At 69.2% G+C, this 25,723-nt stretch carries 25 protein-coding genes and 2 pseudogenes; 10 read left to right on the top strand and 17 right to left on the bottom strand.

Going from position 1 to position 25,723, the window contains the following annotated elements; all coding sequences use genetic code 11:
• Window positions 1-20: 20 nt before the first annotated feature.
• A complete protein-coding gene (locus tag GA0070607_RS23490) occupies window positions 21-3,263 on the bottom strand; it encodes a S8 family serine peptidase (protein ID WP_172899089.1) in 3,243 nt (1,080 codons plus the stop codon).
• Window positions 3,264-3,579: 316 nt separating this feature from the next.
• Here GA0070607_RS23490 and GA0070607_RS23495 point away from each other — a divergent pair, with 316 nt between their 5' ends.
• Complete coding sequence (locus GA0070607_RS23495; RefSeq protein WP_089020111.1) at window positions 3,580-4,554, top strand: helix-turn-helix domain-containing protein; 975 nt, start codon at window positions 3,580-3,582, stop codon at window positions 4,552-4,554.
• Between the two features lie 208 nt (window positions 4,555-4,762).
• Here the strand turns inward: GA0070607_RS23495 and GA0070607_RS33540 are convergent, their stop codons facing one another.
• Both GA0070607_RS33540 and GA0070607_RS34200 read right to left on the bottom strand, forming a co-directional pair.
• Window positions 4,763-4,957, bottom strand: coding sequence for a site-specific integrase (locus GA0070607_RS33540; RefSeq protein ID WP_089020112.1), 195 nt, complete (start codon window positions 4,955-4,957; stop codon window positions 4,763-4,765).
• A 110-nt stretch (window positions 4,958-5,067) separates the two neighbouring features.
• Window positions 5,068-5,205, bottom strand: a pseudogene (locus GA0070607_RS34200) (Tn3 family transposase); the annotation flags it as partial.
• A 56-nt stretch (window positions 5,206-5,261) separates the two neighbouring features.
• Between GA0070607_RS34200 and drmC the strand changes: the two are divergent.
• Window positions 5,262-5,927, top strand: a complete 666-nt coding sequence (gene drmC / locus GA0070607_RS33550) for a DISARM system phospholipase D-like protein DrmC (protein WP_408630919.1) — start codon at window positions 5,262-5,264, stop codon at window positions 5,925-5,927.
• Between the two features lie 211 nt (window positions 5,928-6,138).
• Here drmC and GA0070607_RS34205 read toward each other — a convergent pair whose 3' ends face one another.
• The 3 genes from GA0070607_RS34205 to GA0070607_RS32515 are packed head-to-tail and all read right to left on the bottom strand — an operon-like array spanning window position 6,139 to window position 8,049.
• A complete protein-coding gene (locus GA0070607_RS34205; protein WP_408630920.1) occupies window positions 6,139-6,480 on the bottom strand; it encodes an SDR family NAD(P)-dependent oxidoreductase in 342 nt (113 codons plus the stop codon).
• Window positions 6,481-6,519: 39 nt separating this feature from the next.
• Window positions 6,520-7,782: an ISL3 family transposase gene (locus GA0070607_RS23520; protein WP_089017243.1), complete on the bottom strand. Its 1,263-nt coding sequence runs from the start codon at window positions 7,780-7,782 to the stop codon at window positions 6,520-6,522.
• A gap of 45 nt (window positions 7,783-7,827) precedes the next feature.
• Window positions 7,828-8,049, bottom strand: coding sequence for an SDR family NAD(P)-dependent oxidoreductase (locus tag GA0070607_RS32515; RefSeq protein WP_197701136.1), 222 nt, complete (start codon window positions 8,047-8,049; stop codon window positions 7,828-7,830).
• 501 nt (window positions 8,050-8,550) lie between these two features.
• Here GA0070607_RS32515 and GA0070607_RS23530 point away from each other — a divergent pair.
• Window positions 8,551-9,096 carry a GNAT family N-acetyltransferase gene (locus GA0070607_RS23530; RefSeq protein WP_089022053.1) on the top strand — a complete coding sequence of 182 codons (546 nt, stop codon included), beginning with the start codon at window positions 8,551-8,553 and terminating at the stop codon, window positions 9,094-9,096.
• 53 nt (window positions 9,097-9,149) lie between these two features.
• Here the strand turns inward: GA0070607_RS23530 and GA0070607_RS23535 are convergent, their stop codons facing one another.
• Both GA0070607_RS23535 and GA0070607_RS23540 read right to left on the bottom strand, forming a co-directional pair.
• Entirely contained in the window at window positions 9,150-10,313 is a 1,164-nt protein-coding gene (locus GA0070607_RS23535; protein WP_089016390.1) for an IS110 family RNA-guided transposase, read from the bottom strand.
• A 368-nt stretch (window positions 10,314-10,681) separates the two neighbouring features.
• Window positions 10,682-10,904: pseudogene (locus GA0070607_RS23540) on the bottom strand (helix-turn-helix domain-containing protein).
• A gap of 168 nt (window positions 10,905-11,072) precedes the next feature.
• On the opposite strand from GA0070607_RS23540, the gene GA0070607_RS23545 reads away from it, so the two are divergent.
• The 3 genes from GA0070607_RS23545 to GA0070607_RS23555 all read left to right on the top strand — a co-directional run bounded on the left by GA0070607_RS23545 (window position 11,073) and on the right by GA0070607_RS23555 (window position 14,017).
• On the top strand, window positions 11,073-12,266 hold the full coding sequence (locus tag GA0070607_RS23545) for an NAD(P)/FAD-dependent oxidoreductase (RefSeq protein ID WP_089020115.1): 1,194 nt from the start codon (window positions 11,073-11,075) through the stop codon (window positions 12,264-12,266).
• An 18-nt stretch (window positions 12,267-12,284) separates the two neighbouring features.
• Complete coding sequence (locus tag GA0070607_RS23550; RefSeq protein ID WP_172899091.1) at window positions 12,285-13,244, top strand: sigma-70 family RNA polymerase sigma factor; 960 nt, start codon at window positions 12,285-12,287, stop codon at window positions 13,242-13,244.
• Window positions 13,245-13,621: 377 nt separating this feature from the next.
• Complete coding sequence (locus tag GA0070607_RS23555; protein ID WP_089020117.1) at window positions 13,622-14,017, top strand: VOC family protein; 396 nt, start codon at window positions 13,622-13,624, stop codon at window positions 14,015-14,017.
• Window positions 14,018-14,081: 64 nt separating this feature from the next.
• Here the strand turns inward: GA0070607_RS23555 and GA0070607_RS23560 are convergent, their stop codons facing one another.
• Window positions 14,082-14,582 carry a DUF4240 domain-containing protein gene (locus tag GA0070607_RS23560; protein ID WP_089020118.1) on the bottom strand — a complete coding sequence of 167 codons (501 nt, stop codon included), beginning with the start codon at window positions 14,580-14,582 and terminating at the stop codon, window positions 14,082-14,084.
• Between GA0070607_RS23560 and GA0070607_RS33855 the strand changes: the two genes are divergently transcribed.
• Together GA0070607_RS33855 and GA0070607_RS23570 are read left to right on the top strand one after the other, a co-directional pair.
• Window positions 14,477-14,989 carry a Type 1 glutamine amidotransferase-like domain-containing protein gene (locus GA0070607_RS33855; RefSeq protein ID WP_269458394.1) on the top strand — a complete coding sequence of 171 codons (513 nt, stop codon included), beginning with the start codon at window positions 14,477-14,479 and terminating at the stop codon, window positions 14,987-14,989. The genes GA0070607_RS23560 and GA0070607_RS33855 overlap by 106 nt on opposite strands.
• A 64-nt stretch (window positions 14,990-15,053) precedes the next feature.
• Entirely contained in the window at window positions 15,054-15,974 is a 921-nt protein-coding gene (locus tag GA0070607_RS23570; RefSeq protein ID WP_089020119.1) for a phosphotransferase, read from the top strand.
• A gap of 104 nt (window positions 15,975-16,078) precedes the next feature.
• On the opposite strand, the gene lepB is transcribed toward GA0070607_RS23570, so the two are convergent.
• From lepB to GA0070607_RS23585, 3 genes are all read right to left on the bottom strand, one after another.
• On the bottom strand, window positions 16,079-16,600 hold the full coding sequence (gene lepB / locus GA0070607_RS23575; RefSeq protein ID WP_157743231.1) for a signal peptidase I: 522 nt from the start codon (window positions 16,598-16,600) through the stop codon (window positions 16,079-16,081).
• Window positions 16,601-16,813: 213 nt separating this feature from the next.
• Window positions 16,814-17,308 carry a DUF5134 domain-containing protein gene (locus tag GA0070607_RS23580; protein ID WP_157743232.1) on the bottom strand — a complete coding sequence of 165 codons (495 nt, stop codon included), beginning with the start codon at window positions 17,306-17,308 and terminating at the stop codon, window positions 16,814-16,816.
• Between the two features lie 120 nt (window positions 17,309-17,428).
• Window positions 17,429-18,208, bottom strand: coding sequence for a DUF899 family protein (locus GA0070607_RS23585; protein ID WP_089020122.1), 780 nt, complete (start codon window positions 18,206-18,208; stop codon window positions 17,429-17,431).
• Between the two features lie 133 nt (window positions 18,209-18,341).
• Here GA0070607_RS23585 and GA0070607_RS23590 point away from each other — a divergent pair, with 133 nt between their 5' ends.
• Complete coding sequence (locus GA0070607_RS23590) at window positions 18,342-18,947, top strand: winged helix-turn-helix transcriptional regulator (protein WP_231930199.1); 606 nt, start codon at window positions 18,342-18,344, stop codon at window positions 18,945-18,947.
• Window positions 18,948-19,088: 141 nt separating this feature from the next.
• On the opposite strand, the gene GA0070607_RS23595 is transcribed toward GA0070607_RS23590, so the two are convergent.
• From GA0070607_RS23595 to GA0070607_RS23610, 4 genes are all read right to left on the bottom strand, one after another.
• Window positions 19,089-19,928, bottom strand: coding sequence for an RNA polymerase sigma-70 factor (locus GA0070607_RS23595; protein WP_231930200.1), 840 nt, complete (start codon window positions 19,926-19,928; stop codon window positions 19,089-19,091).
• A gap of 158 nt (window positions 19,929-20,086) precedes the next feature.
• Window positions 20,087-20,446: a sigma factor gene (locus tag GA0070607_RS23600; RefSeq protein ID WP_089020125.1), complete on the bottom strand. Its 360-nt coding sequence runs from the start codon at window positions 20,444-20,446 to the stop codon at window positions 20,087-20,089.
• 29 nt (window positions 20,447-20,475) lie between these two features.
• The gene (locus GA0070607_RS23605; protein WP_089020126.1) at window positions 20,476-20,916 is read right to left on the bottom strand and encodes a hypothetical protein; all 441 of its coding nucleotides are present in this window, start codon (window positions 20,914-20,916) and stop codon (window positions 20,476-20,478) included.
• A gap of 173 nt (window positions 20,917-21,089) precedes the next feature.
• Entirely contained in the window at window positions 21,090-23,477 is a 2,388-nt protein-coding gene (locus GA0070607_RS23610) for a low temperature requirement protein A (protein WP_231931198.1), read from the bottom strand.
• Window positions 23,478-23,985: 508 nt separating this feature from the next.
• Here GA0070607_RS23610 and GA0070607_RS23615 point away from each other — a divergent pair.
• Window positions 23,986-24,342 (top strand): hypothetical protein, encoded by a 357-nt coding sequence (locus tag GA0070607_RS23615; protein ID WP_089020128.1) that lies wholly within the window; start codon window positions 23,986-23,988, stop codon window positions 24,340-24,342.
• Window positions 24,343-24,526: 184 nt separating this feature from the next.
• Here GA0070607_RS23615 and arsB read toward each other — a convergent pair whose 3' ends face one another.
• Window positions 24,527-25,603, bottom strand: coding sequence for an ACR3 family arsenite efflux transporter (gene arsB, locus GA0070607_RS23620; protein WP_089020129.1), 1,077 nt, complete (start codon window positions 25,601-25,603; stop codon window positions 24,527-24,529).
• Window positions 25,604-25,723: the final 120 nt, after the last annotated feature.

Raw genomic sequence — 25,723 nt, forward strand, 5'->3', positions numbered from 1 at the left:
TCGGGCCCGGCCTCGCTCGGTTACCGGGGCCGCGCCTCGTAGGCGCGGTGGACGGTCTGCGTGACCTGGTTGCCGTCCCGGTCCGCCAGCGTGACCCGCAGCGCGACGTGGGCCGCTGCGGGCGGGTTGGGGACCATCACCTTGCCCAGCGTCCCGTCCGGCCCAGCGGTGACTTTCAGCGACTTCCAGGTGCGGCCCTCGTCGAAGGACGCCTCCGCGCGAGTGACCCGGGTGGCCGGGATGCCGCCGGCGGGCTGGCCGCTGACGCCGATCAGCACCTTGGTGGGTGCCTTGCCGGCGGCCCGGTTGTACTCGTCGAGGCCGACGGCTGCCAGGCGGGGCACCATGAGTGGATTGGCCAGCCACTCCGTGGTGCCTGCCGTGGTGAACCGCCACTCGGCGTCGATCCGGCTGGACAGGGTGGAGAACGGCACCGACCGGGTGACGCTGGCCTGCAGGGTGTAGGTGGCTTTCTCCACGGGCAGCCCGTAGGCGTAGCCCCACTGGCCGGCCTGCCACTGCGCGACCTGCTGGCCCTCCCGCTTCAGCGTCAGGGTGCCGGACGCGGGGGTGTACGCGAAGTCGTGCGTCTCGGCGTCGACGAACCACGGGATGTCGGGGATCGACATGAAGCCGTCTCCGTTCAGCCCGGTGGTGCTGTCCAGCGTCGGCCCGAGGAGCGCGTTGTTCCAGGTCTCCCGGCCGGGTTCAGCCAGGCTGACGGTTCGGGCCGGTGCCGTGATCCAGTTGTCGCCGATGCGGATCTCGCTCTCGTACCGCCCCGGCGCCCGGTAGTCGATCACCTTTGACGGGAAGTCGACCGGCCCTTCGATGGTGAGCGTGGGAAGGCTGTCGTCGGTGATCATGCCGACGGCGGCGGATCCGCTGGAGGCGACGCCGGGAGCCTTGAAGTCCATGACGACCCGGGCGAGGTCCTCCCTGGCCACGGTGCGTACCGGGTCGGTGGGGATGCCGGCGCGGGTGTCGGCGATCCGGTAGTGGTAGGGGCTCGGCGACTGCTCGCTCGAACCCTTCTTGTCGAAGACCGCCCGGGCGCCATAGGTGACCGCCGGATCCTCGACCGGGAGCACGTAGCTCGCGCCCTGCACGCCGAAGGAGCCGCCGTGCGCCATCCGGGTACCGGCCACGTCGAGGGTCAGGTCCACGGACGTGACGACATGCTCGGCCGAGCGGTCGGAGACCTCGAGCCGGACCTGCCTGCCGCGGCGGGCGTCGACCCGTACCGGCAGGACGGCCGTATCGTCGGTGACCGTGACCGGCACGATCCCGTAGGTGAAGGCGATGTCCTCCGGCCCGCCCGGGAACACCGTGGTCAGCAGGTAGTGCCGGCCGGTGGGAAGCATCCCCCGTGCCGTGCCCCCATTGACCGTCAAGTACGTCACCGCGCCGGTGTCGCCGTTCACCGCGGCCACACTGCCCTCGGCGGGCGCGCCGAGCCGGTTGACCAGCTCCACCGACACGTCGTACCGCGCGTCCTGGTGGTAGGTCAGCGCGGTCCGGGCCACCGGGGCGCCGTCGACAGTGGCGGTGAGGGCGCCGAGGTGGTACGCCTCTGCCTCGCCCTCGCTGCCGACGGTGAGCGTCACCGAGGCGTTGCCTCCGGCGGGCACCGTCAACCGCTGGGTGCTCAGCGTGACCAGCGCGGCCGGGATCGACGAGACGGCCAGGTCGAGGACGACCGGCTCGATCCCGGCGTTGCGGTAGCTGACCGTGCGGGTGACGCCCTCGCTGGGACGCGGCCAGGGCTGGTTGATGTTCAGACCACCGGCGCTCGGCGTGACCTGAGCGGCGATCGCCCGCGCCACGTCGACACGGCCGGTCCCGTACCGGGGCGATGGCATGCTCTCCCAGCGGGGCTCGGAGGCGCTGCTCATCAGGCCGGCCTTCAGCTGCTCTCCGGTCCAGTCGGGATGCTGCTGGGCCAGGATCGCCGCCGCGCCGGTGACGTGCGGGGCGGCCATCGACGTGCCGCTGTAAGTCCCGTAGCCCCCGCCGGGGACCGCTGCGACGATGCCCACTCCTGGCGCACTGATCTCCGGCTTCAGCGCGTTGTCGAGCATGCGTGGACCGCAGCTGGAGAAGTCGGCGATGAAGTCGGTCCGGTCGACCGCGGCCACGCTCAGCGCCGCGTCAGCGGTGCTGGGCGAGCCGACCGGGCGGGCGCCATACCTGCAGCCGTTGTTGCCCGCCGAAATGACGAAGAGGGCTCCGGTCTGAGCCGACAGGTCGTTCACCGCGGCCTCGAGCGGGTCGATACCAGCGGAGTCGAGCCCGCCGAGGCTCATGTTGATGACCTTCGCATGCACTTCGTTGGCCGCCCAGTGCATCCCGGCGAGGATCGCCGACCAGGGGCAGCCTTCTTCGGAACAAACTTTGCCCTCGGCCAGCTTCGCGCCGGGCGCCACGCCCTTGCGCAGCCCGTTCGAGGCCACTCCGCTGCCCGCGATGGTCGAGGACACGTGGGTGCCGTGCCCGACGTGGTCGTCTACCGTGCCCTCGCCGACGAAGTCGGCGGACGCGACGACCACGTCCTTGAGGTCGGGGTGGTCGATGTCGTAGCCAGTGTCAAGAACGGCCACGGTGACACCGGTCCCGGTGAGCCCCGCCTGCCAGGCAGTCGGGGCGCCGATCTGGGGCACACTGCGCTCCAGCGAGACCTTCATCCTGCGGTCCAGCCAGAGCTTGCCGAGGCCACCGCGCAGACGCTGGGCAGCTTTCTCTCCACCGGTGACTGCACGCCACATGCGTCCGGTGTTGTTCGGGGGGACGCGCACCGCGTTCAGCCCGAGCCGGGGCAGGGCGAGAGTGGTCCGGGCACCGTCGGCGAGCACGCCCCGCACCCGGTTGGAGGGCCTGGCCGTGGTCGCCTTGGCGTACTGGGCGATCAGCGGCAGTTCGCCACCGTCGTCGGGCGCGCTGTCGATCAGCGCGCCCAGGTCGAACAGTTGGGGGTCCAGTTGGTCGGCGGAGAGCAGGTTCAGCGCGTCGGAGGGGATTACCGAGACGGCGCCGTCGCTGTCCGATCGGGTCAGGAACGTCACGTCCTGGCGGCCAGGGCCCGGGGTGACGCTGTACGAAATGATGCCCTTCGGTCCACGAGTGACGGCCACTGTATCGCCGGTGACAAGGGTGATCGTGTGGTGTTCGGCACGCTGCTGCGCGGGGCCGGGCACGGTGGCAGGTTGCGGCGAGGCGAGCGCCGGTGGCGGAGGCACGGCCGCCAGAGCCGCGAGCCCCACCATGAGGGCACCGGATACCGCCGTCAGGGCAGTACGACGGTGTGGCCGGGAAGGATGCACAGACATGGACCCCTTCTTCAAATGGCCGCTCTTGACCCTGTAGCGACCTCACGACAGGGCCCTCCTCCCGACCGCGGTCTCCCGGATGATCGTGGAATCGAGCTCGGCCGAGTGTCACACTTGGCACCACCCGGGGCTAGATCACTCAGGGGCGCAGATGAGTCGTGACTCAGGTGCGCCACCGCCGATCACACGTCCCGGAACCGCCGGCCTCGCCACCGGTCCCGTCCCGCACCGCCGCTAGATGGGAGGCCCACGCATGCTCGAGCCCGCCGGACTCACCACCGCCGAGGAGTCGGCTTACCTTGGGCTGCTGCGGCAGGGCAGCGCCACCGTGGATCAGCTGGCCAGACGCACCGGACGGCCCACCACGCAGATCAGCCGGGCGGTGGCCGGCCTGCACCGCAAAGGAATGGTGCACCGCACGCCACCGCCGCACGGCCTGGTCGTGCCGGTTCCGCCAGACGAGGCGATCGAGCAGTTGATCCAACGCCAGCACGCCGAGCTGGACCGGGTCCGCGAGGCGGCGCACGCGCTGGCGGCCCAGACCCGCGACCGTACCGCCGGACGGCGTACCGGTGAACTCATCGAGATCGTCCAAGGGCAAGCAAGCGTGCAGCGTGCCTTCGACCGGGTACAGCGTGTCGCGAAGGCAACGATGCGGATGCTGGTCGCGCCGCCGTACGCCGCGGCCGAGCAGGTCAACCGCGTACAGATGGAGCGCGGGCGGGAAATCACCTACCGCGTCGTCTACACCATCGACGCGCTCGCCGATCCGGCCACCCTGGCGGCGGCCGGGGAGCACGTCCGCAATGGCGAGATAGCGCGCCTCGCGCCGAGCGTGCCGACAAAGCTCGCCGTCGCAGATCGCACGCTGGCCCTGCTCCCTCTGGTATTGACGGATGCGGCGCAGGATGCGGCGGTGCTCGTCCACCCGTGCGCGCTGCTCGACGCGCTCGTCGCACTCTTCGAGGGCGTGTGGTCGACAGCGAGTCCCTTGGGCCTGTCGGGCGCCGGTGAGGTTACCGCGCGGGGCGAGATCTCGCATGAGGACCGCAAGTTGCTGTCGCTGCTGGTTGCCGGGATGACCGACGAGACGGCGGGTGCGCGCCTCGGGATGAGCCGGCGCACCGTCGTTCGCCGGGTGCAGCACCTGATGGAGACGGCGGGGGCGCAGTCGCGCCTGCAGTTGGGCTGGCGTGCCCGGGAGCGTGGCTGGCTGCCCGAGGCGTGAGTGTCGTGCGGTGACTCCGCCGTCCGGCTGTTGGACTCCAGTAGCCGGCGTCCAGCGGCTGCGCGTACAGGCCCGTCCGTAGTTTCCAGACCAAAAACAACGCTAAGTAGTTGATCTAGGCCCTTACCTGGGGTGGCTGCCTCAAGATGGCGGATTGCCGGGCGGTCACTTCGCTGTTTCCCGTGATCCCGGTACGTGGGATGCGAGATCAGCGCCGGTGCCGCCGGTGGTGCCTGTCGTTCTCGGCGGTGATGCGGGCGGAGGTCTCCTCGCCGTGCCGCACGTAGACGCCAAGCGTGGCCAGGTGCCGGTGGCGGGACTGGGCCTGTAGTTCGGCGGCGCTGCGGCCCTTGGCGGCCAGATGGGTCAGCCCGGAGTGGCGCAGCGGGTGCAGGGCGTACACGGTGCCGTGCGGTCGTGGAGCTTGGATGCCTGTCTGAACAGGTACTCCGCGCGCGGGTAGGACAGCCGACCGCGGCCGGTGTCGGGGCAGATGTCGCCCAGGGCCGGCGCGCGTTCGGTCTGCTGCTCGTGGTGGCGGCGCCGCAGTGCTCCCTCGCCGGCGTACGCGAGGGAGCGGCGCAGGGCGTGCACGTTCTCACCCTTGTTCAGCTGCCGGGCGATGCGCCGCCGGTACGTCCCGTCGGCCATGGTCGGCGGTCCTCCGCTGCGCCGAGGGCCCCACTGCGGCCGTAGAGGCCGCACTCATCGATGCTCGGCCCGGCTTCACTCTGGCCACCAAAGCTCGAACACTCATCAACGCCTGGGCCGCCCAAGATCGGCAATTGCCCGGCCGGGCGGTCGCCCTCGCATTGCGCAGCGGGAGCAACGTCTACCAAGCCGCCACACGGCGGCGAACCGAGCTGGTGATCAGCGGGCCCACCAGCCCGACCGTCTCCGTCCGCCTAACCAGTTCCGTGGTGATTGAGGTCGTTCGCACCGCTCGGGAATCCCTGCTCATCGTCAGTTTCGCCGCGTACGGCGTAGCTGAAGTCGTCGCCGAGCTGGCCGCAGCTGCCAACCGAGGCGTCCGCATCAACCTCGTCCTGGAAGGCACCGCCGACGACGGCGGCGCCCTCCGCGGCTCTGTCGGCGCCTCCGCCGCCTTCGCTGAGTTACACAACCAGGCGAACTTCTGGCACTGGCCGGCGCGCTACCGGACTGCCGCAGGTGCATCCCGCGCGGCGCTCCACGCCAAGATCATCGCAGCCGATACCTCGACTGCGTTGATCAGCAGCGCCAACCTGACCGACCGTGCACTGTCGACGAAGCTTGAAGTTGGGGTCGTCCTGCACGACCCGACCATCGTAGACCGCCTCGTGCAGCATTTCACCGCCCTGATGAGTCGAGGCGTACCGGAACGGGTGCCGTAAGGGGGCTGCTCTGCTCCCTTACGACGGCGATGTCGCCCAGACTGGGGACAGCCGTCGGAAGCACGGCCGTGCCAGCTTCAGGCCCTGATCCGGTACATAGGGACGGGCTCGGCCCGAACTTGATCAGTTAGTCGGGAACCGACGCTTTTCGGTGCAAATTTCAGCGGTGCCTTCGAGATTTCAGCGATCCTCCTCCTGCCCTTCCTCGTCTTCACCGGCAGCGGCTCAGGTGGGAACGGGCAGACTCTTCCCGGTTCCCGGCCGTACGCGTCCAGCGTCGCCGCCAGGTCGGGATGCCTCTGCGCTTCGAGAAGGGCGAGGTAGGCCTCCGCGGCGCCCGGATGCCCGCCTCAACCTCGATGCTGAGCAGATCGCCGGCGACCGCGTTGCAAGGACGCTCACGCAGCTGCGCGTCGCTGACCTCCTCGACCGCTCCGACCACGGCCCGGCCCGCGTTGTTGACGAGAACGTCGAGCTGACCGAAGCGGTCGAGGGTGGCCCGCACGAGCGACGCCGCCGCAGCGATGTCTCGGGCGTCGAAGTTCGCGATCAGAAAGTTGGGTCTTGTGTCGAGTTAGTGGGTCGTTGGTGATCATCTTGCGGGTAGTTGGGGTCGGTGGCCGCCGAGGCTGAGCATGGCCAGGGCAATGAGGGCGTCGGGTGAGTGGAAGCCGAAGGCCATCCGGGTGATCAGGCGGATCTTGGCGTTGACGGACTCGATGCGGCCGTTGGACAGGCCGTGTTCGATGGACGCGACGATGGCGTCGCGGTGACGCGTCACGCGTCGTTGCAGGTCGACGAAGACGTCGATGCGGCTGCGTCGGGCCCATCCGATCCACCGGTCGAGGGCTTCGACCGCCGCTGTCGGGCTGGTCTTGGCCAGGGTGAACACCAGTCGTAGGCCTTCCTTCAACGCCCAGGCCCGGTGCAGGCGGGGATGGGTCTTGGCGATCCAGGCGAGTTTGGCGTGCTGGGCGTCGGTGAGGTTCTGCGGGTTCTTCCACAACGCCCAGCGGGTGTTCTTCAACTGCCGGGCCGCGCCGACAGCGACGCCGCGACGGCCTGCCCCACGCCCGGTGGCCTCGTTCCAGGCTTGGCGGCGAACCCGATCCACGGCGTCAGTGGCCCAGGCCACGACGTGGAACGCATCGGCGCAGCGCACCGCGTTCGGGCAGCGGCGACGCACGACCGTGGTGATCCAGTCCGCGCCGTCAGCCGACACGTGCGTGATCTTCGCGGCCCGATCAGAACCGAGCAGGTCGAAGAACTCCTGCAACGTGGCTGCGCTCTTGCCCGGCGCCGCCCACACCAGCCGACCCGTGTCGTGATCGACGACCACCGTCAGATACCGGTGGCCCTTCTTGTAGCTGACCTCATCGATGCCGATACGACGCAACCCGTCGTACCGGTCTTCAAGGCCACCGGTGTCAGCCCACACCCGGGCCACGATCGCCCCGACGGTGCGCCACCCGATCCGCATCACCTGCGACACCGCCGACTTCGCTGTGTGCACCGCCAGCCACGCCACCGTCGCGTCGAACGCCCGCGTATGCCCCGCCCCATGACGAGCCCAGGGCACCGCCGCGACCACCACCTGATGCACCGGACACGACACCCGCGGCGCGTCCGCCTCGACCACCGCCCGCACCACACCCAGATCCAACGTCCGCCACCGACGCCGCACCCCGGCGTCATAGCGCGCACACCGCCGCCCGCAATGCGGACACCGCCGCGACGCGCCCTTACGCACCCGCACCCGAGCCACCACCACCGACTCGACCGGATCGAACTCCACACCCTCCACCACCGCCTGCTCGACCCCGAGCAGCACAGCCCATACCCTGGCAGAACGCACGCCGTTCTCCCGCCCATCCAGTTCTGACCTTCGACAAGCCAGAACCTAGGCAGGACAACGGCGTGCGCCACAAACGACGCGCCCAACCACCCACAGACACGACACAAGACCCAGAAAGTTGTCGGGGTATTTGGCCGCCAGGTCGGCCACGCTGTCCGGCCGGCGTACCGCCGCCACCACATGGTCGCCCGCGGCGAGCGCCGACTCCGCCAGTGCTCGCCCGAAACCGCGGGACGCGCCGGTGATGATCCAGGTCTGTGTCGTCATGGCGGCAACGCTATGGCTTTGAGCGCGCGCGAACGCAAACGCAAACTCGCTGCGACGCAAATCCTCTGGTCGGCCGTAAGGGGCAGCGTCTGCCTGCGTCTTGGGCAGCGTTTGCCCCCGCGTTTCACCGAGGGCAAGTCCGCCAAGAACCGAATGCATGTCGACATCCGCGTAGCCGGACCAGGCTCCTGGGACATGGCCGAGCGCGCCCGACTGATCCAGCGGAAGTGCCCCAGCTGGTCGCCGCTGGCGCGACGGTGGTCCGCGAGGAGTGGTACGGCGACGTCCTCGGGCACGTCGTCATGCAGGACCCGAGGGCAACGAGTTTTGCGTGGCTTGATACTGCGGCCGCCGAATTCTGGCGTCCGGAGTTGCCGCGAAGCGCTCGTCACCGAAGGTGAGGTCGGGTGCCGGTCGCCGGCATCCGGACGTGCCGATGTGCGGACGTTCACATGGGCGGCATGGCGGCCTTGGGTGCAACCGCGTGAGAGCATAAAGATCATGGAGGTCAGGACCGGAACCGCGCAGGACACCTTACGTGTCGCAAGCCTGCACACCGACAGTTGGCTGGCAGCGTATGCCGGCCTGATGCCGGCCAGCTACTTGGACGGTCCGCTGCGGGACCAGCAGGCAGACATGTGGAGGAGCCGGCTGGCGCCCGCGACTCAGCGCGACGGAGGCACGGATGGCGGCCACCTGCTGATCGCCGAGCACGGCATCGACCTACTCGGCTTCGCTTACCTCATCCCCGGCCCCGACGGACGGATCCTGCTCGACAACCTGCACGTCGATCCGACACACACCGGCAGCGGTATCGGACGTCGCTTGCTACGGCACGCCTTTACCTGGGCGGCTACCACCCACCCTGGCCAACCCGTGTATCTGGAAGTGCTACGCGACAACGCCCGCGCGATAGCCTTTTACAGCAAGGCTGGCGGGCACGCCACCGCGGCCCGCATGGCGCGCTTCCCCGCAGGGTTCGAGTTGCCCGAGATCGAGTACACCTGGGATGCAGACGCCATCAGTGCCTACGCTTCAGGGCACTGAGACGACCCGGACGCGGAGCCATCGGGCGCGCCCTCTTCTGGCACCCCTCTGTGTCAAGTGATGATCAAGAGGGGTGTTCTAGGCTGGGGTGTGGCGGGTCCGGGAAGTGACTTTTCCGAAGTGTCGATCTCGGGGTTCAGGTCGGCCGCGCTGGATTGCAGAGTCGCCCCCGCGTGTCCTCCCGGACCCGTCCCGACCAGCTTCGCGTCGGCCACCATCTGCCGGTAGACGATGTCGGACAGCCGCCGTTTCAGTGCCCGTAGGGCCTCCATCGGGGTCTTGCCCGCAGCCAGTCTGCGTCGGTAGTAGCGGCGCCCTTCGGTGTCACGGCGCAGTTGGACGATGGCCATGATGTGCAGGGCCCGGTTGATGCGCCGGTTCCCGGCTCTGGAGAGCCGGTGCCGGTTCTGGTCGCCGGACGAGGCGTCGATCGGTGCGGTGCCGTTCCACGAGGCGAAGTGGGCGCGGCTGGGAAACCGGTGGATGTCTCCGATGTCGCCGATCAGGCGGGCCGCGCCGGACGGTCCGATGCCGGTCAGGTCCATCAGCCGGCTTCCGGTGCTGTTGACCAGGTCGGTGAGCTCCTGTTTCGCGGTTTTGATCTTCTTGTCGATGACGACGAGTTCGCCGATCAGCTCGGAGGCCAGCCGGCGGCGGGTCTTGCCGACCACGTCGCGCGGGCGCACGCTGCCCAGCAGGGCGCGGGCCTGCTGGGCGGACAGGTCCTTCTTCGCGCCGCCGGGCACCAACTCGAGCAGCAGGTGGTGCAGCCGGGAGACCACGTCGGTGCGGGCCCGTCCGAGCTGGTCACGGCGGTCGACCAGCAGCCGTAACGCGACCGTGGTGTCGTCGGTGACGACCTGCCGCAGACCTTCGGTGCGCAGGGCGACCACAGCGACGCTGCGGGCATCGACCGGGTCGGTCTTGCGGCCCTGGCCGGTGGCGAACACGCGGGCCCGGGCGGACAGCTTCGCGGGAACGTCCACGACGGTTTCGCCGTCGGCGACCAGGCGTTGAGCGACGTGCCGGCCGATGCCGTTGCAGCCCTCGACCGCCCACAGGCGGTCCTTGTGCTTGCGGCCGGCGGCGAGCATGACCTGGTAGCCGTCGCGGTCGGTGCCGAACCGGCCCTGCCCGATCGCCTTCTCGCGGGCGTTGATGATTTCGATGGTGGCGGAACGCTTGTGCGGGTCCACGCCGATGATGACCTGGGCCATCGTGTCCTCCCTCGATCCGACGGTGTTCGTCGACGGGAGGGCAGCGCTACCTTGAGCCCGGCAGTCCCCTCTTGAGCCTCTCTCCGCCGCGGTGACCGGCGGGACGCACGCCAGATGAGAGCCACACCAAACAGCGGTGGGCAGCCGCGATGAGAGCGACCCCACCGGTCACCTCGACCAAGCCTGGCCGGGCTGCGGTCGTACCACCAGTCAACAGGTAGCCGCAATCCGCGCGGCACGCAGCGTGACGGCTGGAGCTCCCGCTCGCCGTCCGGATCTGCCGAAAGCAGTGCGTCTGACCTTGTATGCAGAATCGGCTCACCGCAGCGCCCGGAGCCCGCATCGCAGGTCTCGGTGGCCCGTGGCCATCACGCGCTCGCGGGGTCCGCGGTCTCCCCGCGCAGCAGGTCGCCGGGCTGGCAGTCGAGGGCTTCGCAGAGTGCGGCGAGGGTGGTGAAGCGGACGGCCTTGGCGCGGCCATTCTTCAGCACGGCCAGGTTGGCGGGTGGTGATGCCGACGCGTTCGGCTAGTTCGCCCACGGACATCTTGCGCTTGGCGACCGTGACGTCGATGTCGACGGTGAATGGCATCAGGTCACCTCGTTCAGTTCGGCCTGCATCTGCGCCGCCTCGGCGTCGCGAGCATCGTTGGGCGGCGCTCCTGCCGCTCGGTGACCCATGCCACATGCAGTTCCTGTCAGCAATCAGGGCGCCGTTCCGCTCAACTCACGGAAGCAAGCGAACCGACAGGAGCAACACATGAAGCACCGCATCGTCGTCCTCGGCGCCGGCTACGCCGGGGCCTACGTGGCCGGGACCCTGGCCCGCCGGCTGTCCCCGGCGGACACCGAGATCACCGTGGTCAACGCCGTGCCGGACTTCGTCCAGCGGCTGCGGCTGCACCAGCTCGCGGCCGGCCAGGACATTGAGGCTCCGAAGCTCGCCGACGTCTTCGCGGGCACGGGGATACGGCTGCGCGTGGCCCGCGTCACCGCCGTCGACCCCGAGCGCCAGGTCGTCGCCGTGGCCGACGCCGACGGCGGCGGCGAGCTCGGCTACGACACTCTTCTCTACGCGCTCGGCAGCCACGGCGCCGACTGCGGCGTCCCCGGCGTGGCCGAGCACGCCTTCGACATCGCCGCCCGGCCCTCGGCGCTGCGCCTGCGCGAGCGCCTGGACAGCCTGGGCAGGCGGGGCGAAGGTGGCAGAGTGCTGGTCGTCGGCGACGGGTTGACCGGCATCGAGACCGCCACAGAGATCGCCGAATCCCGGCCCGGCCTGTCGGTGGCCCTGGTCGCCCGCGGCGAGCTGGGCGCCCGGCTCTCCGCCGGAGCCCGCAGCCACCTGCGCCAGGCCTGCGACCGGCTGGGCATCACCGTCCTGGAGCACACCAGCGTCGAAGCCGTCGAAGCGACGCGGGTGCTGTGCGCCGCCGGCACCGCTCTGGCGTCCGACGCAACCGTGTGGACGGCCGGGTTCGCGGTCAACCCCATCGCCGCCGCCAGCGGGCTGGAGGTCACCGGGAACGGTCGGATCGTCGTCGATCGCACCATGCGGTCGGTCTCGCACCCGAACGTCTACGCCGCCGGCGACAGCGTCTACGCAATCGGCGACAACGGCCGGCCGCTGCCGATGTCCTGCGCTTCGGCCGGCTACACCGGCATGCAGGCCACGGCCGCGATCGTGGGACGCCTGACCGCCCGCAAGATCGCGAACACCAAGCTGGAGTACCCGGGCAACCACATCAGCCTCGGGCGGCGGGACGCGATCCTGCAGCTGGTCGATGACGAAGGGCAGGCAAAGCCGAAGTACATGGGCGGCCGGACGGCCGCGCGGATCAAGGCGGGCATCCTCAAGATGTCGCTGTGGACCAACTCGCACCCGACCTTCGGCCTGCCCAAGCGCAAGCACCGCCTGGCCGCCGCGCCGTCCGCCGAGAAGGCGGTCGCGTAGCCGCCTAGGGTGGTCCGCGTGGACAGCACCGCCACTGATCGCTTCGACACCAGTCGGTTCGAGGCCAGCCGGAACCGGCTGGCCTCTCTGGCGTACCGGCTGCTGGGCTCCGCCGCCGACGCCGAAGACGCCGTGCAGGATGCGTTCCTGCACTGGCAGACTGCCGACCGGCAGCGGATCAAGGTGCCGGAAGCATGGCTGACCAAGGTCGTCACCAACCTGTGCCTCGACCGGCTCCGCTCGGCACAAGCCCGCCGCGAACGCACCGTCGGCGCCTGGCTGCCCGAACCGCTCCTCGACGGCGACCCGATGCTCGGCCCGGCCGACACCTTCGAGCAACGCGAATCGGTCTCCCTGGCCGTGCTGACCCTCATGGAACGCCTGTCACCCCTCGAGCGGGCCGTCTACGTCTTGCGCGAAGCGTTCTCCCACAGCCACGCCGAGATCGCCGAGATCCTCGACATCACAGAGTCCGCAAGCCAGCAGCACCTCCACCGGGCCCGGCGCCGCATCACCACCGCGCGCCGCCGCGGCGGCGAAGTCGACCCGGCATCCACCCGCAGGATCGTGGAGGAATTCCTCGCCGCTGCCTCCTCGGGCCGCACCGAACGGCTGGTGGCGCTGCTCACCGACGACGCGACCGCGATCGCCGACTCCAACGGCGCCGGCCTGACCGAGACGCTGCTGCAGTACCGCACTCCGCAGCGCATCGCCGCCATCGCACGGGCCGGCTTCAAACCCACACCCGCGAAACGGCGACATGCCGGCGGCACGCCCGCCATCCACTACGCGCTCGTCAACGGCGCCCCCGCCATCCTCTTCGTGCTCGGCGACCAGGTCATCGGCGCCGTGACGTTCGACATCACCAACGGCAAGATCGCAACCGTGCGCGGCATCGCCGCCCCCACCCGCCTCGCCCGCCTCACCGAAACCTGGCGGCAGCACGAACCGGACATGCCGCTCATCACCCAGTGGTGACCCGACACCAACCGCAGCCAGGCGCAGCACCCGTGCTGCGATGAACCGCTCCCAGGCTTCGGACGCCACCAGCCGCATGCGGACACGGCGGCCGGGCTGGCTGGACTCGCCGCCGCGCTAACTACATGCCTGCTGTCCCACCACTCGCCCGCCCGAATGCGGTCTCCGCTCAGCGATTTCGGCCTCGCCGGGGCACCGGACCTGGAGCCCTGCGGGGCCGGCGCCCGGCCTGGCGCATGAGGCGCGGGCCCGTGCCTTCGGCCGCGCCGCTCCGGCGACGAGCGTACGGCCGCGGACGCTCGCTTCTACCGTGACGTCCTCATTTGCCGCTGTCGGCGCGCGGGCGGCGAGCAGGACGGGACCCTGCGTACGCTGCCGTGGTGCAGATCGACTTGGTTGCCCTGATCGTTGATGAGTACGACACCGCGATCGCGTTCTTCACCGACGTACTCGGCTTCGACCTCGTCGAGGATTCCCCATCGCTGACCAATGACGGGTGGCCCAAGCGGTGGGTCGTCGTCCGGCCGCCGGGTGCCCAGACCGGGATTCTCCTCGCTCGCGCCGACGGAGAACACCAACGTGCCGCAATCGGTAACCAGGTAGCTGGCCGGGTCGGGTTCTTCCTCCGAGTCGACGACTTCGACGCCGCTTACCGGCGGATGGCCGAGGCCGGTGTCACCTTCGTCCGGGAGCCACGGGCCGAGCCCTATGGCCGGGTCGCGGTCTTCCTCGACATCGCCGGCAACCGGTGGGACCTCCTCGGTTCCGCCTGAGGTCGCCGCAGTTGCCAGCCGAGGCGCCAAGGTCAGACGTCCTGATTGCCGCTGAGTGCGCTGGTCAGCTGGCTGCGCGTCGCCACGGACGTTCAATCCACGGGTTGTCATCGAGGTAGGCCGTGAGCCTGGGGAATCGGTGTCTCGTACGGATCTCGTCGGTCAGGTCGGCCGCAGTTCCGACGGGTGTGTCGGGTCCGGAAGGCCCATCGACGGCAAAGGGTGCCCCGGTTGCGGCTATGTGTGCCTCGATCGGGAGGCCGCAGAACCAGTCGATCCGAGCGTAGTGCCGATCGGGTGCCAATTCGACAAGACTGTCAGGGTCGTCCTGGACGCGCTGCATGGTTTGCCGCCCGTGCGACACGATCCAGTCCTGCACCGCGAGGAAGACATCATCGTCGAAGGGCCCCAGCAGCAGTGTCGCAGCGTGCCGGACTGGCCAGCGGCAGAGCTCCTCCTGTGCCTGAGACCAAAGCTCCTGGAACTGTTCGATCTCGTCCTGACTCAACGCGCGAAGGCGATCGGCGAACGCGGCCGCGTCGGGGAACACCAGGTCCAGGCTCACCTGCCAGTATTCCGGCTGGTACTAGTCGGGCTCGGTCCAGGTGTCCCGCACATCGACGGCGAACTGCCAGGTGCAGCTCAGGCTGGGCAGCCGGTCGTGCCAGCGCTGGCTCGATGATCTTCAGCCGGCGCTTCGACGAGCGGGCGGCCGACCTGCTCGGTGACCTAGCCGACCTCCACCTCCTCGGCGAGGAGCGGATCAAGCCGGCCTGCCCGCTGTTCGACTGGTACGTCAAGCCGCACCTCGACTCCCCGTCCTTCCCCAACCGCGACGAGGCATGGGCGGACCGGCTGGCGGCGAGCGCCGACTTCCCGCTCTACCTGCTCGACGACGACCCCGCGATCCGGGTCCGCGGCGACAAGGTGGACGTCGTCTCGACCGGGCGCTGGCGGCTGGTCGGGCGATGACGGCGCGGAGCCTGCCGCGCGAAAGTCGGAGGACACCCGCGGCCGCCTACGGGAGGATGGCGGCATGACGATGCACGCCGACCAGCTCCACGTCGGCGCGCAGACCGTCCGCCGGCTGGTCGAGGGGCAGTTCCCTCAGTGGCGCGGACTGCCGGTCACCGAGCTGCGCACGCCCGGGACCGTGAACGCGATCTTCCGGATCGGCGACGACCTGGCCGCCCGCTTCCCGCTGGTCGGTCACGACCAGGCGCAGACCCGCGCGTCGCTGGCGGCAGAGGCCGAGGCCGCGCGTGAACTGGCCGACGCCGCCACCGTGCCCACCCCGGAGCCGGTGGCGATCGGGGAGCCGGGCGCGGGCTATCCGCTGCCGTGGAGCGTCCAGACCTGGCTGTCCGGCCACGACGCGACGGTCGAGGACCCCGCAGGGTCGAACGCGTTCGCCCATGACCTGGCCGAGCTCATCGCCGGGATGCGCGCCGACGACACCCGTGGGCGACGCTTCGACGGCGTCGGTCGCGGCGGGCACCTCCCGGACCACGACGAGTGGCTCGAGACCTGCTTCCGGCAGAGCGAGGACCTGCTCGACGTACCCCTCCTGCGGCGAATCTGGGCGGAGCTTCGGACGCTGCCCCAGGTCGACGAGGACGTAATGTGCCACCGCGACCTCATCCCGCCCAACGTCCTCGTCAAAGACGGCCGTCTCGTCGGCCTCCTGGACGGCGGCGGCTTCGGCCCGGCGGACCCGGCGCTCGACCTCGTGGCGGCCTGGCACCTCCTCGACGAGACCCAGCGCGGCATCCTCCGCCGCGAGCTCGGATGCGGCGACGTCCAGTGGAGGCGCGGGATGGCTTGGGCGTTCCAGCAGGCGATGGGGCTGGTCTGGTACTACCTCGACTCCAACCCGACGATGAGCCGGTGGGGCAGGCGCACCCTGGACCGCATCGTCGATGCCTGGGCCGCCCGAGCGAGGACGATTCCCGCCTAGAGGCTGACCGAGTTCGGTGAGCGTGTGAACGCACTCATCTGGCCGCCGTCCGAGCGCTTAGCGTCGGCCACCTCGGTACGTCCCGAGTGTCAGGTGCGCCTTGGTCAGTCGACAATTACGGCGAACACCGACGACACCGGCACCGGCCCGGCACACCGGGAGTCGTTCGACCGGGCGCGGCTATCGCCCATCACGAAGACGGAGTCGGCCGGCACGGTGACCGCGGCGAACCGGCGCGGCCCGCAGTAGTTCGGGTTCGGCGGCTCGTCGAGCGACGCGTCCTCAGCCACATACGGCTCGGCCAGCGGCTTACCGTCGACCGTCACCTTGCCCGAGGTATCGCAGCAGGCGATGGTTTCGCCGCCGACCGCGACGACGCGTTTGAGTAGCGGCGCCTTACGGTCACCCCAGAGGCCGCCGGGGGAACGGATCAGGACGACATCGCCGCGCCGTGTCTCATACGTGCCGGTTACTGTCCGTGCGGTGACAACCTGGCCGGCCTTGACCGTCGGCTCCATACTGACGCCGCCCTGGGTGAACTGTTCGGTGGCTCCCGTCTCGGTCGCGTCACCGTCGCCGCAGCCGGCAACAGCCATCACGATAAGGAGCACCATCAGTCTGCGCATCCGACGGATCCTGCCAGAAAGCGGCGGTGCCGTGCGGTCCGCCGGGCGCGGTGCTACCCGGAACTGCTGCCCCAAGGTCACATGCGCTGTCATCCCGCTGTCAAGGCGCGCCGGTCGCTGGTCGGCTCGTCACCGTCCGTGCCGGCGGTCTGCGTGGCTACGGCATCCGGAACTGTCGAAGAGCGGATGTCCGATCTTGGCAAGTTCCCTTGTCTACGCCATCGCCAGTAGGGCGATGCCCATACCCGCGCTCATCACGCCGTGGAGTAGCGCCGACCAGTCCAGCGGACGCGCCACCGCGTCCGTCGTTGTCGCCGCGGACAGACCAGCGAGGTGCACCCCGCGGCCCACCCACCAGAATGCGGCGAGCACCAGGTAGCCTCCGAGCAGCGCACTGACCCATCCGGCACACCCGACCGGCGCATGACGCATCCCGGCCATGTCCATGCCGCCGTGACCGCCGGGTGAGGCGTGCCCGTGTATCGAGGCGCCCATCCACACCATGGTTCCCGTCGCGGTGGCGAAGAACGCCGGAACCGCACGACGTCGCGACGTCCGCGCCGCCTGCACCAGGAACCACCCCGTAGACAACATGAAAACGACAATCCAGACGGCTGTCGGTACCGCCGCGCCCCACGGCCAGATCATCGCGATCATCGATAGGCCCATGGCCGAGTGCAGTATCTCGGAGAGTCGATGCTCCGCCACCAGAGAAGGCCACGCAGGGGATGGGCGCAGGCGTTGCAGCAGGTGAGAGATGGAGGCCCCGCCGAAGGCCACCGTCAGCAGCCATCGGAGGGGATCACTATCGATCATCGCAGGGGCGGTTCATGACTCAGCCGACGTCGAACCGCAGTGGCAGTGGTGCTCGCTGTCGGCGTGCCCGGTGGTGCCAAGGTCGTCGTCACGGCCGGCGGCGAGGCGTGACCATTGCGATGTGGGTCGGCCGTCGAGCCGGAACTGGTCGCCGTCGGTCCGGAAACGCTGGGGCCAGCCTTCCGGCGAGTTCTCCCAGTCTTCTTGGCGGCCGTAGACGGTCATGTCGAGCAGCCCGTACGAGGCTGCCATCGCCTCGCAGCCGCGCCCGGTGGTCCAGTAGGTCTCGAACACGCGGTCGCCCTGGCGCAGGTAGCACGCCTTCATGCCGAACGCGCGCCCGGCGACGAGCGGGTCGAGCGACTGCGCGGGCACGGAGTACCAGGGCGCCTGCCAGCCCATGAAGTCGCGGTAGCGCGACGTCTCCTCGAACGGCCCCTGACAGAAGACCGCGAACGTGACGTCGCGCGAGTGCAGGTAGGCCAGCTCGAGCACCTGGCCGGTGAAGAACGTACAGCCCTCGCACTGGTCGGCGGCCGGCCTGCCCGTGTGCCACATGTGGTACGACGCGAACAGCTGGCTCCTGCCCTCGAAGACGTCGAGCAGGGGCACCGGACCGTCGGCACCGACCAGGCGGGTGGTCGGGTCGACCTCGACCATAGGCAGCCGCCGACGGGCCGCGGCGATGGCGTCACCCTCACGCGTGTGCGCCTTCTCGCGGAGCCGGAGCGCGTCGAGCTGCTTCTGCCAAGTCTCGCGGTCGGTGATCGGGGGTACCGCTGGCGTGGTCATGGGCCCTCCTCAGGTAGAGGGCTATGAGGCTAATAGTAGATGCTATGATCGAGCAAGTGTGAAGGGGAGGTGTTCGGTGCCGGCTCAGCGGGGTTATCGACAGGCTTGTGGCGTCGCGCGTGGCCTCGACATCGTGGGTGAGCGGTGGTCGCTGCTCGTAGTGCGCGAGCTGCTGCTCGGGCCGAAACGGTTCACTGACCTGCAGCAGGCGCTCCCAACCGCCAGCCCGAACGCGCTGTCCGACCGGCTGCGCGAGCTGGCCGACGCGGGCGTCGTACGCCGTCGGCAGCTGCCTCCGCCAGGCAATGTGCGGGTCTACGAGCTGACCGCGTGGGGTCGCGGCCTCGAGCCGATCGTCGTCGCGCTCGGCACCTGGGCGCTGGCCGCCCCGCCGACCGCGGAACAGCTCTTCGTCAGCGCGGACAGCGCCATGCTGACCATCCGCACCTTCTTCGTGCCGGCGCAGCAGCGGCCCGAGGCGACGCTGCGGATCGAACTACGCGACCACGGCCCTGCCGGGGTGTTCGGCGTCCGCCTCACACCCGACGGCGCCGAGGTCGCCCACGAGCCGCCCGAAGAACCGGACGCCGTCCTGGTCACCACGACGGATACCCTTCTCGGCGCCTTCGGCGGCGACGACCTGGCCGGGCTCGTAGCTGCCGGCGCCGTCATCGGCGATCCCGAGGTCGTACGCCTTCTCGTCGCGAACGTGCGGATCCCGGCCTCCACAAATCAGTAGGCGGGTAGACCGGTGGCCGACCAGACAACCAGCCAACCCAACAGAGTCGTTCAGGCCAGCGTTCGTGACAGCGCGGACTGACGCATCACGGCGGTGCCAGCCTGACCGGGCTGCCCGTCGCTGTGTCACCGTTGACGACGGCTAGCGCTGGAACTGGGCTAGTTTCTGTGGGTTGAGGATGATGAGCACTCGTTCGATTCCGGCGGGGGATGCCTCGATGGTGACCAACGCGACCGTTGTTCCGGACCGCGAGAGGAGGATCGCGGCTTGGCCGTTGGATTCAACGATCTCCAGTGAGACATCGTGGCCGAACTTCCGCATCAGTCCCACGATGTAACGTGCGACGTTGTCGCGTCCGACGATGGGTACCTGGGCGGCCCGGACGATGCCGCCGCCGTCGGCGTAGGAGGTGGCTGTTTCGGCGAGCAGTTCCTCGAGCTGGGTCAGCTCACCGGACCGGGCGGCGGCGAGAAAGGCACGCAGCAGGCAGCCGTGGTCGGCGCGGGCGACCGGATCGCGCCGCTGCTGGGCAAGGTGCGTACGGGCGCGACGCCCGAGCTGCCGTGCGTACGCCTCGCTGACGTCGAGTACCTCGCCGATCCGCCGGAATGGATAGTCGAACGCCTCGCGCAGCACGTACACCGCCCGCTCGGCCGGGGTGAGCCGTTCCAACAGAAGCAGCACGGCGAGTTCGAGCGACTCATTGCGTTCGGCCTGCAGTGTCGGGTCGGCCGAGGTGTCGACGGGCTCGGGTAGCCACGGTCCGGGATACAGCTCGCGTCGGGCGCGAGCCGATGTCGCGGCGTTCAGAGCGAGCCGAGAAGTCGTCGTGACCAGGAACCCGATCGGGTCCCGTACCTGGCTGCGGTCGGTCTGTTGCCACCGAAGCCAGGCTTCCTGCACGACGTCCTCCGCCTCCGCGACACTTCCGAGCATCCGGTAGGCGATGCCGAAGAGCCGCGGACGGACTGCGCCGAACACTCCTAACGCGTCGATCAGTGTCCCGTCTTTCCCTCGCCCCACCATGACCGCCCGCCTCGTCGCTTCTATCCCTTAATATGCAGGTTAGTCCGAACTATCATCGATATCGCTGCTGTCCGTTGGGGCACCAGCGCATACGGATACCCGGTGCGGCCGCACTACAGCATCGGCGCACTGCGCCAGGGCCCCCACCGCTGAGACGGAGGGCCCGCAACATGGAGGCGACCTGCTCGATCGGCGATCTGGCCACCGGCCCGGGGCGGCGACTCGAGCAGACCGATACAGATCCGCACGAGCGTGCTCACGAGCCAGGTGAAGGGGGTGTCGATGCCATCCTGTTGGTCGTCCGGCATCGTGTACCAGCCGGTGTACGTCTCTTGTACCGCTTGTTCGGCGACGTCGACCGAACCGAGCAGGTGATATGCGAGGTTCATGAGGAGGCGTCGTTCGGCGACGACGACGCAGAACGCGCTGGGCAGCGCGTTTGACCGAAGTGGCCGGCGGGGTTCGGGAACCATCGGTTCTCCCAGTGGTTGACGCGGAAGGCTCAGTGCGCGGCGGCGGCCCGAGCCGAGGCGAAGCCGCGCCGAGCCGCTCGACGGTCACGCAGCACCGTCAGAAGGATGACCACCAGGCCGACGAGCGCCACTGCCGCGTTTCCGGTGGTGAGGAGGACCGCCTGACCTACGGTCGCCCCCTCCATGTTCGTGAGGTGGTAGAAGAAATGCGGCACCGCGAAGACCGAATAGGCACCCGCGGACGGGATGACGAAATGTGCCTTGGGTTTGATCGCCGCGATTCCCAACACCAGGGCGATCGCTAGTGACGCCGTACCGAAGTCCCGCGCGTAGTGCTCGGTGAACGGCGGCGTGAGGTCCACTGTCGGGAAATTCGCGTAGAAGCTGGCCGGCCAGATCGCGTTCCAGGCCCCGACCATGAAGTTGTCGACAAACAAGATCGCCAGCGCGATGCGGATGATGATGGTCACGAGCGTTGCTCCTTGCACTGTCCCAGCTCGACGTCCGAGGTGTCGTCGCCCTTGACGGGCCAGCCGACGTAGCTGGGCACATCGGGTGCCCGCCGGTGGTGGGCGAGTGTCACCAGGTACGGACCGAGCAGCTATCCGATTCGTGACAGATGGCCCAGCGGCGAATTCTGCTGTCACGAATCGCAGGGCCGCTCGGTCGTATCCAGAGGCGGCGTGGCCGTGCGTCCGACCAGAAGCGCGGCGGACAGCAACAACGTGAGTACAACCAACGCCCACATGATCGGCAACAGTGTCGTCAGCGGAGCCAGCACGGCAACAACCAGGTAGGCCGCCCGCCGGCCACCTACTGGACGCCGTGCCCTTTGCCAGATGAGGTGGTCCGCGAGGAGGTAGACGACGATTCCGCACACCAGAGCCACCTGCCCGAACATCGCCGGTGCGCCGAGGTCCTGTCCCGGGTTCGGCAGGGTCGTGCGCAACCCGAAGGCGACCAGTACGAGGCCGGCGACGAGGAACAGGTGCAGGTATGCATAGGCGTCCCGGGCCAGGGCCCCCCGTTGGCGGCTGGTGCGGAGCTCGATGAACCGTTGAGCGACGACGACGTCGCTGCCGACGTAGGTCCACCACAGTGCGGATATCAGGGCGGCGCTGAGGGCGACGGCGACGAAGCTGGGCATTGAGACGGGTGGATCGCCGACGGCGATGCCGGTGGAGATGACCGCCTGGCCGAGCGCGATGAGGATGATCAGGTTGAAGCGGCCCATCCATCGGCTGACCGAACGCAACCGCCAGTTGCGGGACCCGATGAAGTATCCCCCGCCCACGTCGATGGCAATGGCGGCAATCCAACAGGGTGTGGTGATCGGTGTGAGCGGGTCGCCGGTGCCCGGCGCGGTCAACACCGCGCACAGCAGCAGGCTTATCCCCACGCCGGTCGGTATCGCCGCGCGCACAACGATGGCGCGAAGCTCGGAATCGTTTCGGAGCACCCACCAGAACGACACCAGGTGCAGCAACCGCACCGCCGCGTACGAAGCGACCACGATCAGCGGCCCGGGTAAGCCTCCGGGGACGTAGCTGAACGTCTGGGGTGTTGCGACGCCGAGCATCAGGGTCAGCGCCACCGCGACGAGGACGACGAGTCGCAGCGCGTTCCCCGCACTGCGGATCGTCGTGGTGAACCAGGTGTAATTGACCCACGACCACCACAGCAACGCCAGGACGGCCAGCCCCTGCAGCACCCCGATCAGCGACGGGCGCCGGGTCATCAGCACGGTGACCTGGATGAACGCGTACACGAAGACCAGATCAAGGAACAGCTCCTCGGGGGTGGCATCCACCTCTCGGCCAGCCGTCACCGCGACGGCGCGATGCAGTTGGCGGTGGCGGCGCCGTAGCACGGTCACATGGGCAACCACCACACAGGCCAGCGCGCCGGCGAGGAGCGTGAGCGACCCCAGAGCGGTCAAGCCTCGGGCCGGCATAACCAGAAGCGCCACGACGACGAGGCCGAGCACGGGACCTCGACCGACCCGCCGGACGGTGCGCCACTCGAACGCCACCAACCCGAGCAGATACAGGACCACACCGCCGTAGAGAGCCGACAGGTTGGTCACGGTCCACTGGTCAGGGTGGCCGAGGGGCGTCCCGCCGAGCGCTTTCTTGAGCCCGAACGCCACCAGGATGAGCCCGGCGATCATCGGCAGGTGTAGCAGTGTGTAGGCGTCGCGGGCGCGGCGTGACCGCTCGTGGGGTGGGGTGGATTCCAGCGCCTGCTCGCCGGCGGGCGACGCGATGTCGAAGTACGCCCACCACAGGAACGCCACGACGACGAGTCCGAGCGCCGACCCGCCGAGCAGGGACCAGGTGATCGGATCGCCGCCGCCGAAGCCGCGACTCGTCCCGATCGAGATGATCGTCTCGCCGAGCGCGATGAGCATGATCAAGTTGTGCCGCTCGGTCCAGTGCCGCACCGACGTCAGCTGCCACGTGCCGACGCCCGGTGCCCGCAGCCCCAGGTAGTCGATGACGATCGCGACCGCGAAGAGCAGAAGCTGAAGGACTTCCGTGTCGCGTCCGGGTGGGAGGTGGTAAGGCAGCAGGACCGCGCACAGCAGCAGCGGCAGGCTGCCGGCCAGCGGCAGCCAGGCGCGTGCGGCAGGGACCCACGACCCCTCCGTGCCGCCCCGGGCACGCGAGACGATCACCAGGGACCCGACCCGGACCGCTAGGAAGCCGATGACGAAGACGAGTGGCCCGATCAGTCCAGAGGGATGATCGACGAAGACCTCCGGAATGGCGACGGCGACGAGCAGGATCGTGATCGCCGCCGCGAACACCGCGACCGGCCGGGCTCCGCGGTCGAGCCGGACCAGGTTTCCCACCCAGGCGTACCCGGCCCAACCGCGCCAGGTCAGCGCCACCACCAGCGTTCCCTGGAGCACCCCGTCCAGGGCCGGGCGTTCCGCCATGAGATGGGTGACGTTGAGGAAGGCGTAGACGAAGACCAGATCCAGGAAGAGCTCCGAGCGCGTCACCCCGCCGTGCGTCGCGGCCTTCATCCGTCCACCGGCGCCGAATGCGCCCTGCGAGGCCACCTCCTCACCGCCGCCACTCACCCACCTACTGTGCCTACGACGCGTGGCTCAGGAGTGGAAACCGGGTAATGCCATAGTCGATGCCGTCCCGACGAAGTCCGGCCCGTGGGGGCCCGGCGAAGGTTTCGTTTCGCGGACGAGCGGGCCACTAGCTTCTGGCGGGCATGCCGCCACCGGCCAACTGCGCCGCCGGGCTGCAGGAACCACGGCGGCGAACCCGGCGGGACACGCTCGACGGGCATATGGATGAGACTCCCCTGCAGCCGCAGTCGTTGAAGGAGTGGATTGCTGTCCTTGATGCGTCGACCATGAGGTATGTGATGGTCCGGTCGACGGCGTTCGCGCGCAGCGGACGATCAGTCCACGGTAGATGCCTTCCCGGCGTCATTGCGCCAGAGTCGATCCGCCCCACAGCGCGGCAAATTCAGTGCCGGGATGAAATGACCAGCCAGGCGGCCGAGACGAGCTCGGCTTGGACTACCAGCTCGCCCATCTCGATGTGTCCACCGGCACCGACTTGGCCATCGCCCGGGAAGATCTGCCCTCCTCGGTATGGTCCCGCGTGTTGCCCGTGATGTTGGTCGCGCTCACTTACCTGGTGGTGATCGGCGGGCTGCGGTTGGGCCGGCGCAGGGCGTACCGGCAGGTGATCTTTATTTCGGTGATCGTGCTGCTCGGCGTCGGCCTGGCCATGTTTCAGCCGTTCCCCTGGTGGGTGCGGGCGGTCAACGTCGCCAAGGCGCTCGTGGTGCTCGCGCTGCTCTTCCTAGCCAGCCGCCCCCAGGTCCGCAGTTGGTTCCGCCGCCACCAGCCAACCCGACGTGGTTGACCGACTCGGGTAGAAGAGCGAGCCCTTACGCATCGTGCCCATCCCCGCTACGGCCGCTGATCAGTCGCACTCATCCGAGATCTGGCGACGATGTCGTACGCGGCCGTCGAATGGACCCTGCTGGCGCCGCAGCGCCTCAGATCGCAGGCAGGTCTCGATTGCTGCGGGCTGTGCCTGTGCCCGGCTAGGCGTCAGTGACTCCGGTGGGGAAGAACCGGCGGCGGGCGGCAAGGCTGACGTAGACGAGGGCGACCAGGACCGGTACCTCGATCAGTGGTCCGACGACTCCGGCGAGGGCCTGGCCGCTGGTGACGCCGAACACGCCGATCGCCACGGCGATGGCGAGCTCGAAGTTGTTGCCGGCGGCGGTGAAGGCGAGCGTGGTGGTGCGTTCGTAGTTCAGGCCGATGGCCCGACCGATAGCGAACGAGCCGAACCACATGATCGCGAAATACGCGAGCAGGGGGAGCGCGATGCGGGCGACGTCCCAGGGCTGGGCGGTGATCGCGTCGCCCTGCAGGGCGAAGAGCAGCACGATGGTGAACAGCAGCCCGTACAGGGCGACCGGCCCGATCCGGGGCAGGAACGTCGCCTCGTACCAGTCGCGGCCCTTGGCGCGTTCGCCGAACTTGCGGGTGAGGTAGCCCGCGGCTAGGGGGATGCCGAGGAAGACCAGGACGCTGCCGGCGATGTCCCATCCGGAGACCGCCAGGCCGGCCTGCTCCAGGCCGAGCCAGCCGGGCAGGACGCTGAGGTAGAACCAGCCGAGCAGGCCGAAGGCGAGGACCTGGAAGACGGAGTTGAGCGCGACCAGGACGGCGGCGGCCTCCCGGTCGCCGCAGGCGAGGTCGTTCCAGATGATGACCATGGCGATGCAGCGGGCGAGGCCGACGATGATCAGGCCGGTGCGGTACGCGGGCTGGTCGGGCAGGAGCAGCCACGCCAGGGCGAACATGACCGCGGGCCCGATGAGCCAGTTGATGACCAGCGAGGAGATCAGCAGGCGCCGGTCGGAGGTGACGGTGTCGAGGCGGTCGTAGCGGACCTTGGCCAGGACCGGGTACATCATGACCAGCAGACCGAGGGCGATGGGTACGGAGATCCCGCCGACCTTGATGTGGTCGAGGGCATCGTCGAGTCCGGGGATCAGCCGGCCCAGGAGCAGCCCGGCGGCCATGGCGGCGCCGATCCATACCGGCAGGAGCCGGTCCAGCGTCGAGAGCCGGGGTGTGGTGCGCGCCGGTATGGCCAATGTCGTCATGTGCTCGGTTCCTCTGTTGGTTCCGGGGTGGGTGCGTCCGGCCCACTGGGCCGTCTGCCTCGGCGCCGGTGGACGAGTGGTGGGCGAGGGCCGCGAGGCCCTGGCCGAGTGCGTGGACCG

Origin of the sequence: Micromonospora coriariae, from assembly GCF_900091455.1 — a bacterium.
GTDB classification, from domain to species: Bacteria; Actinomycetota; Actinomycetes; order Mycobacteriales; family Micromonosporaceae; genus Micromonospora; species Micromonospora coriariae.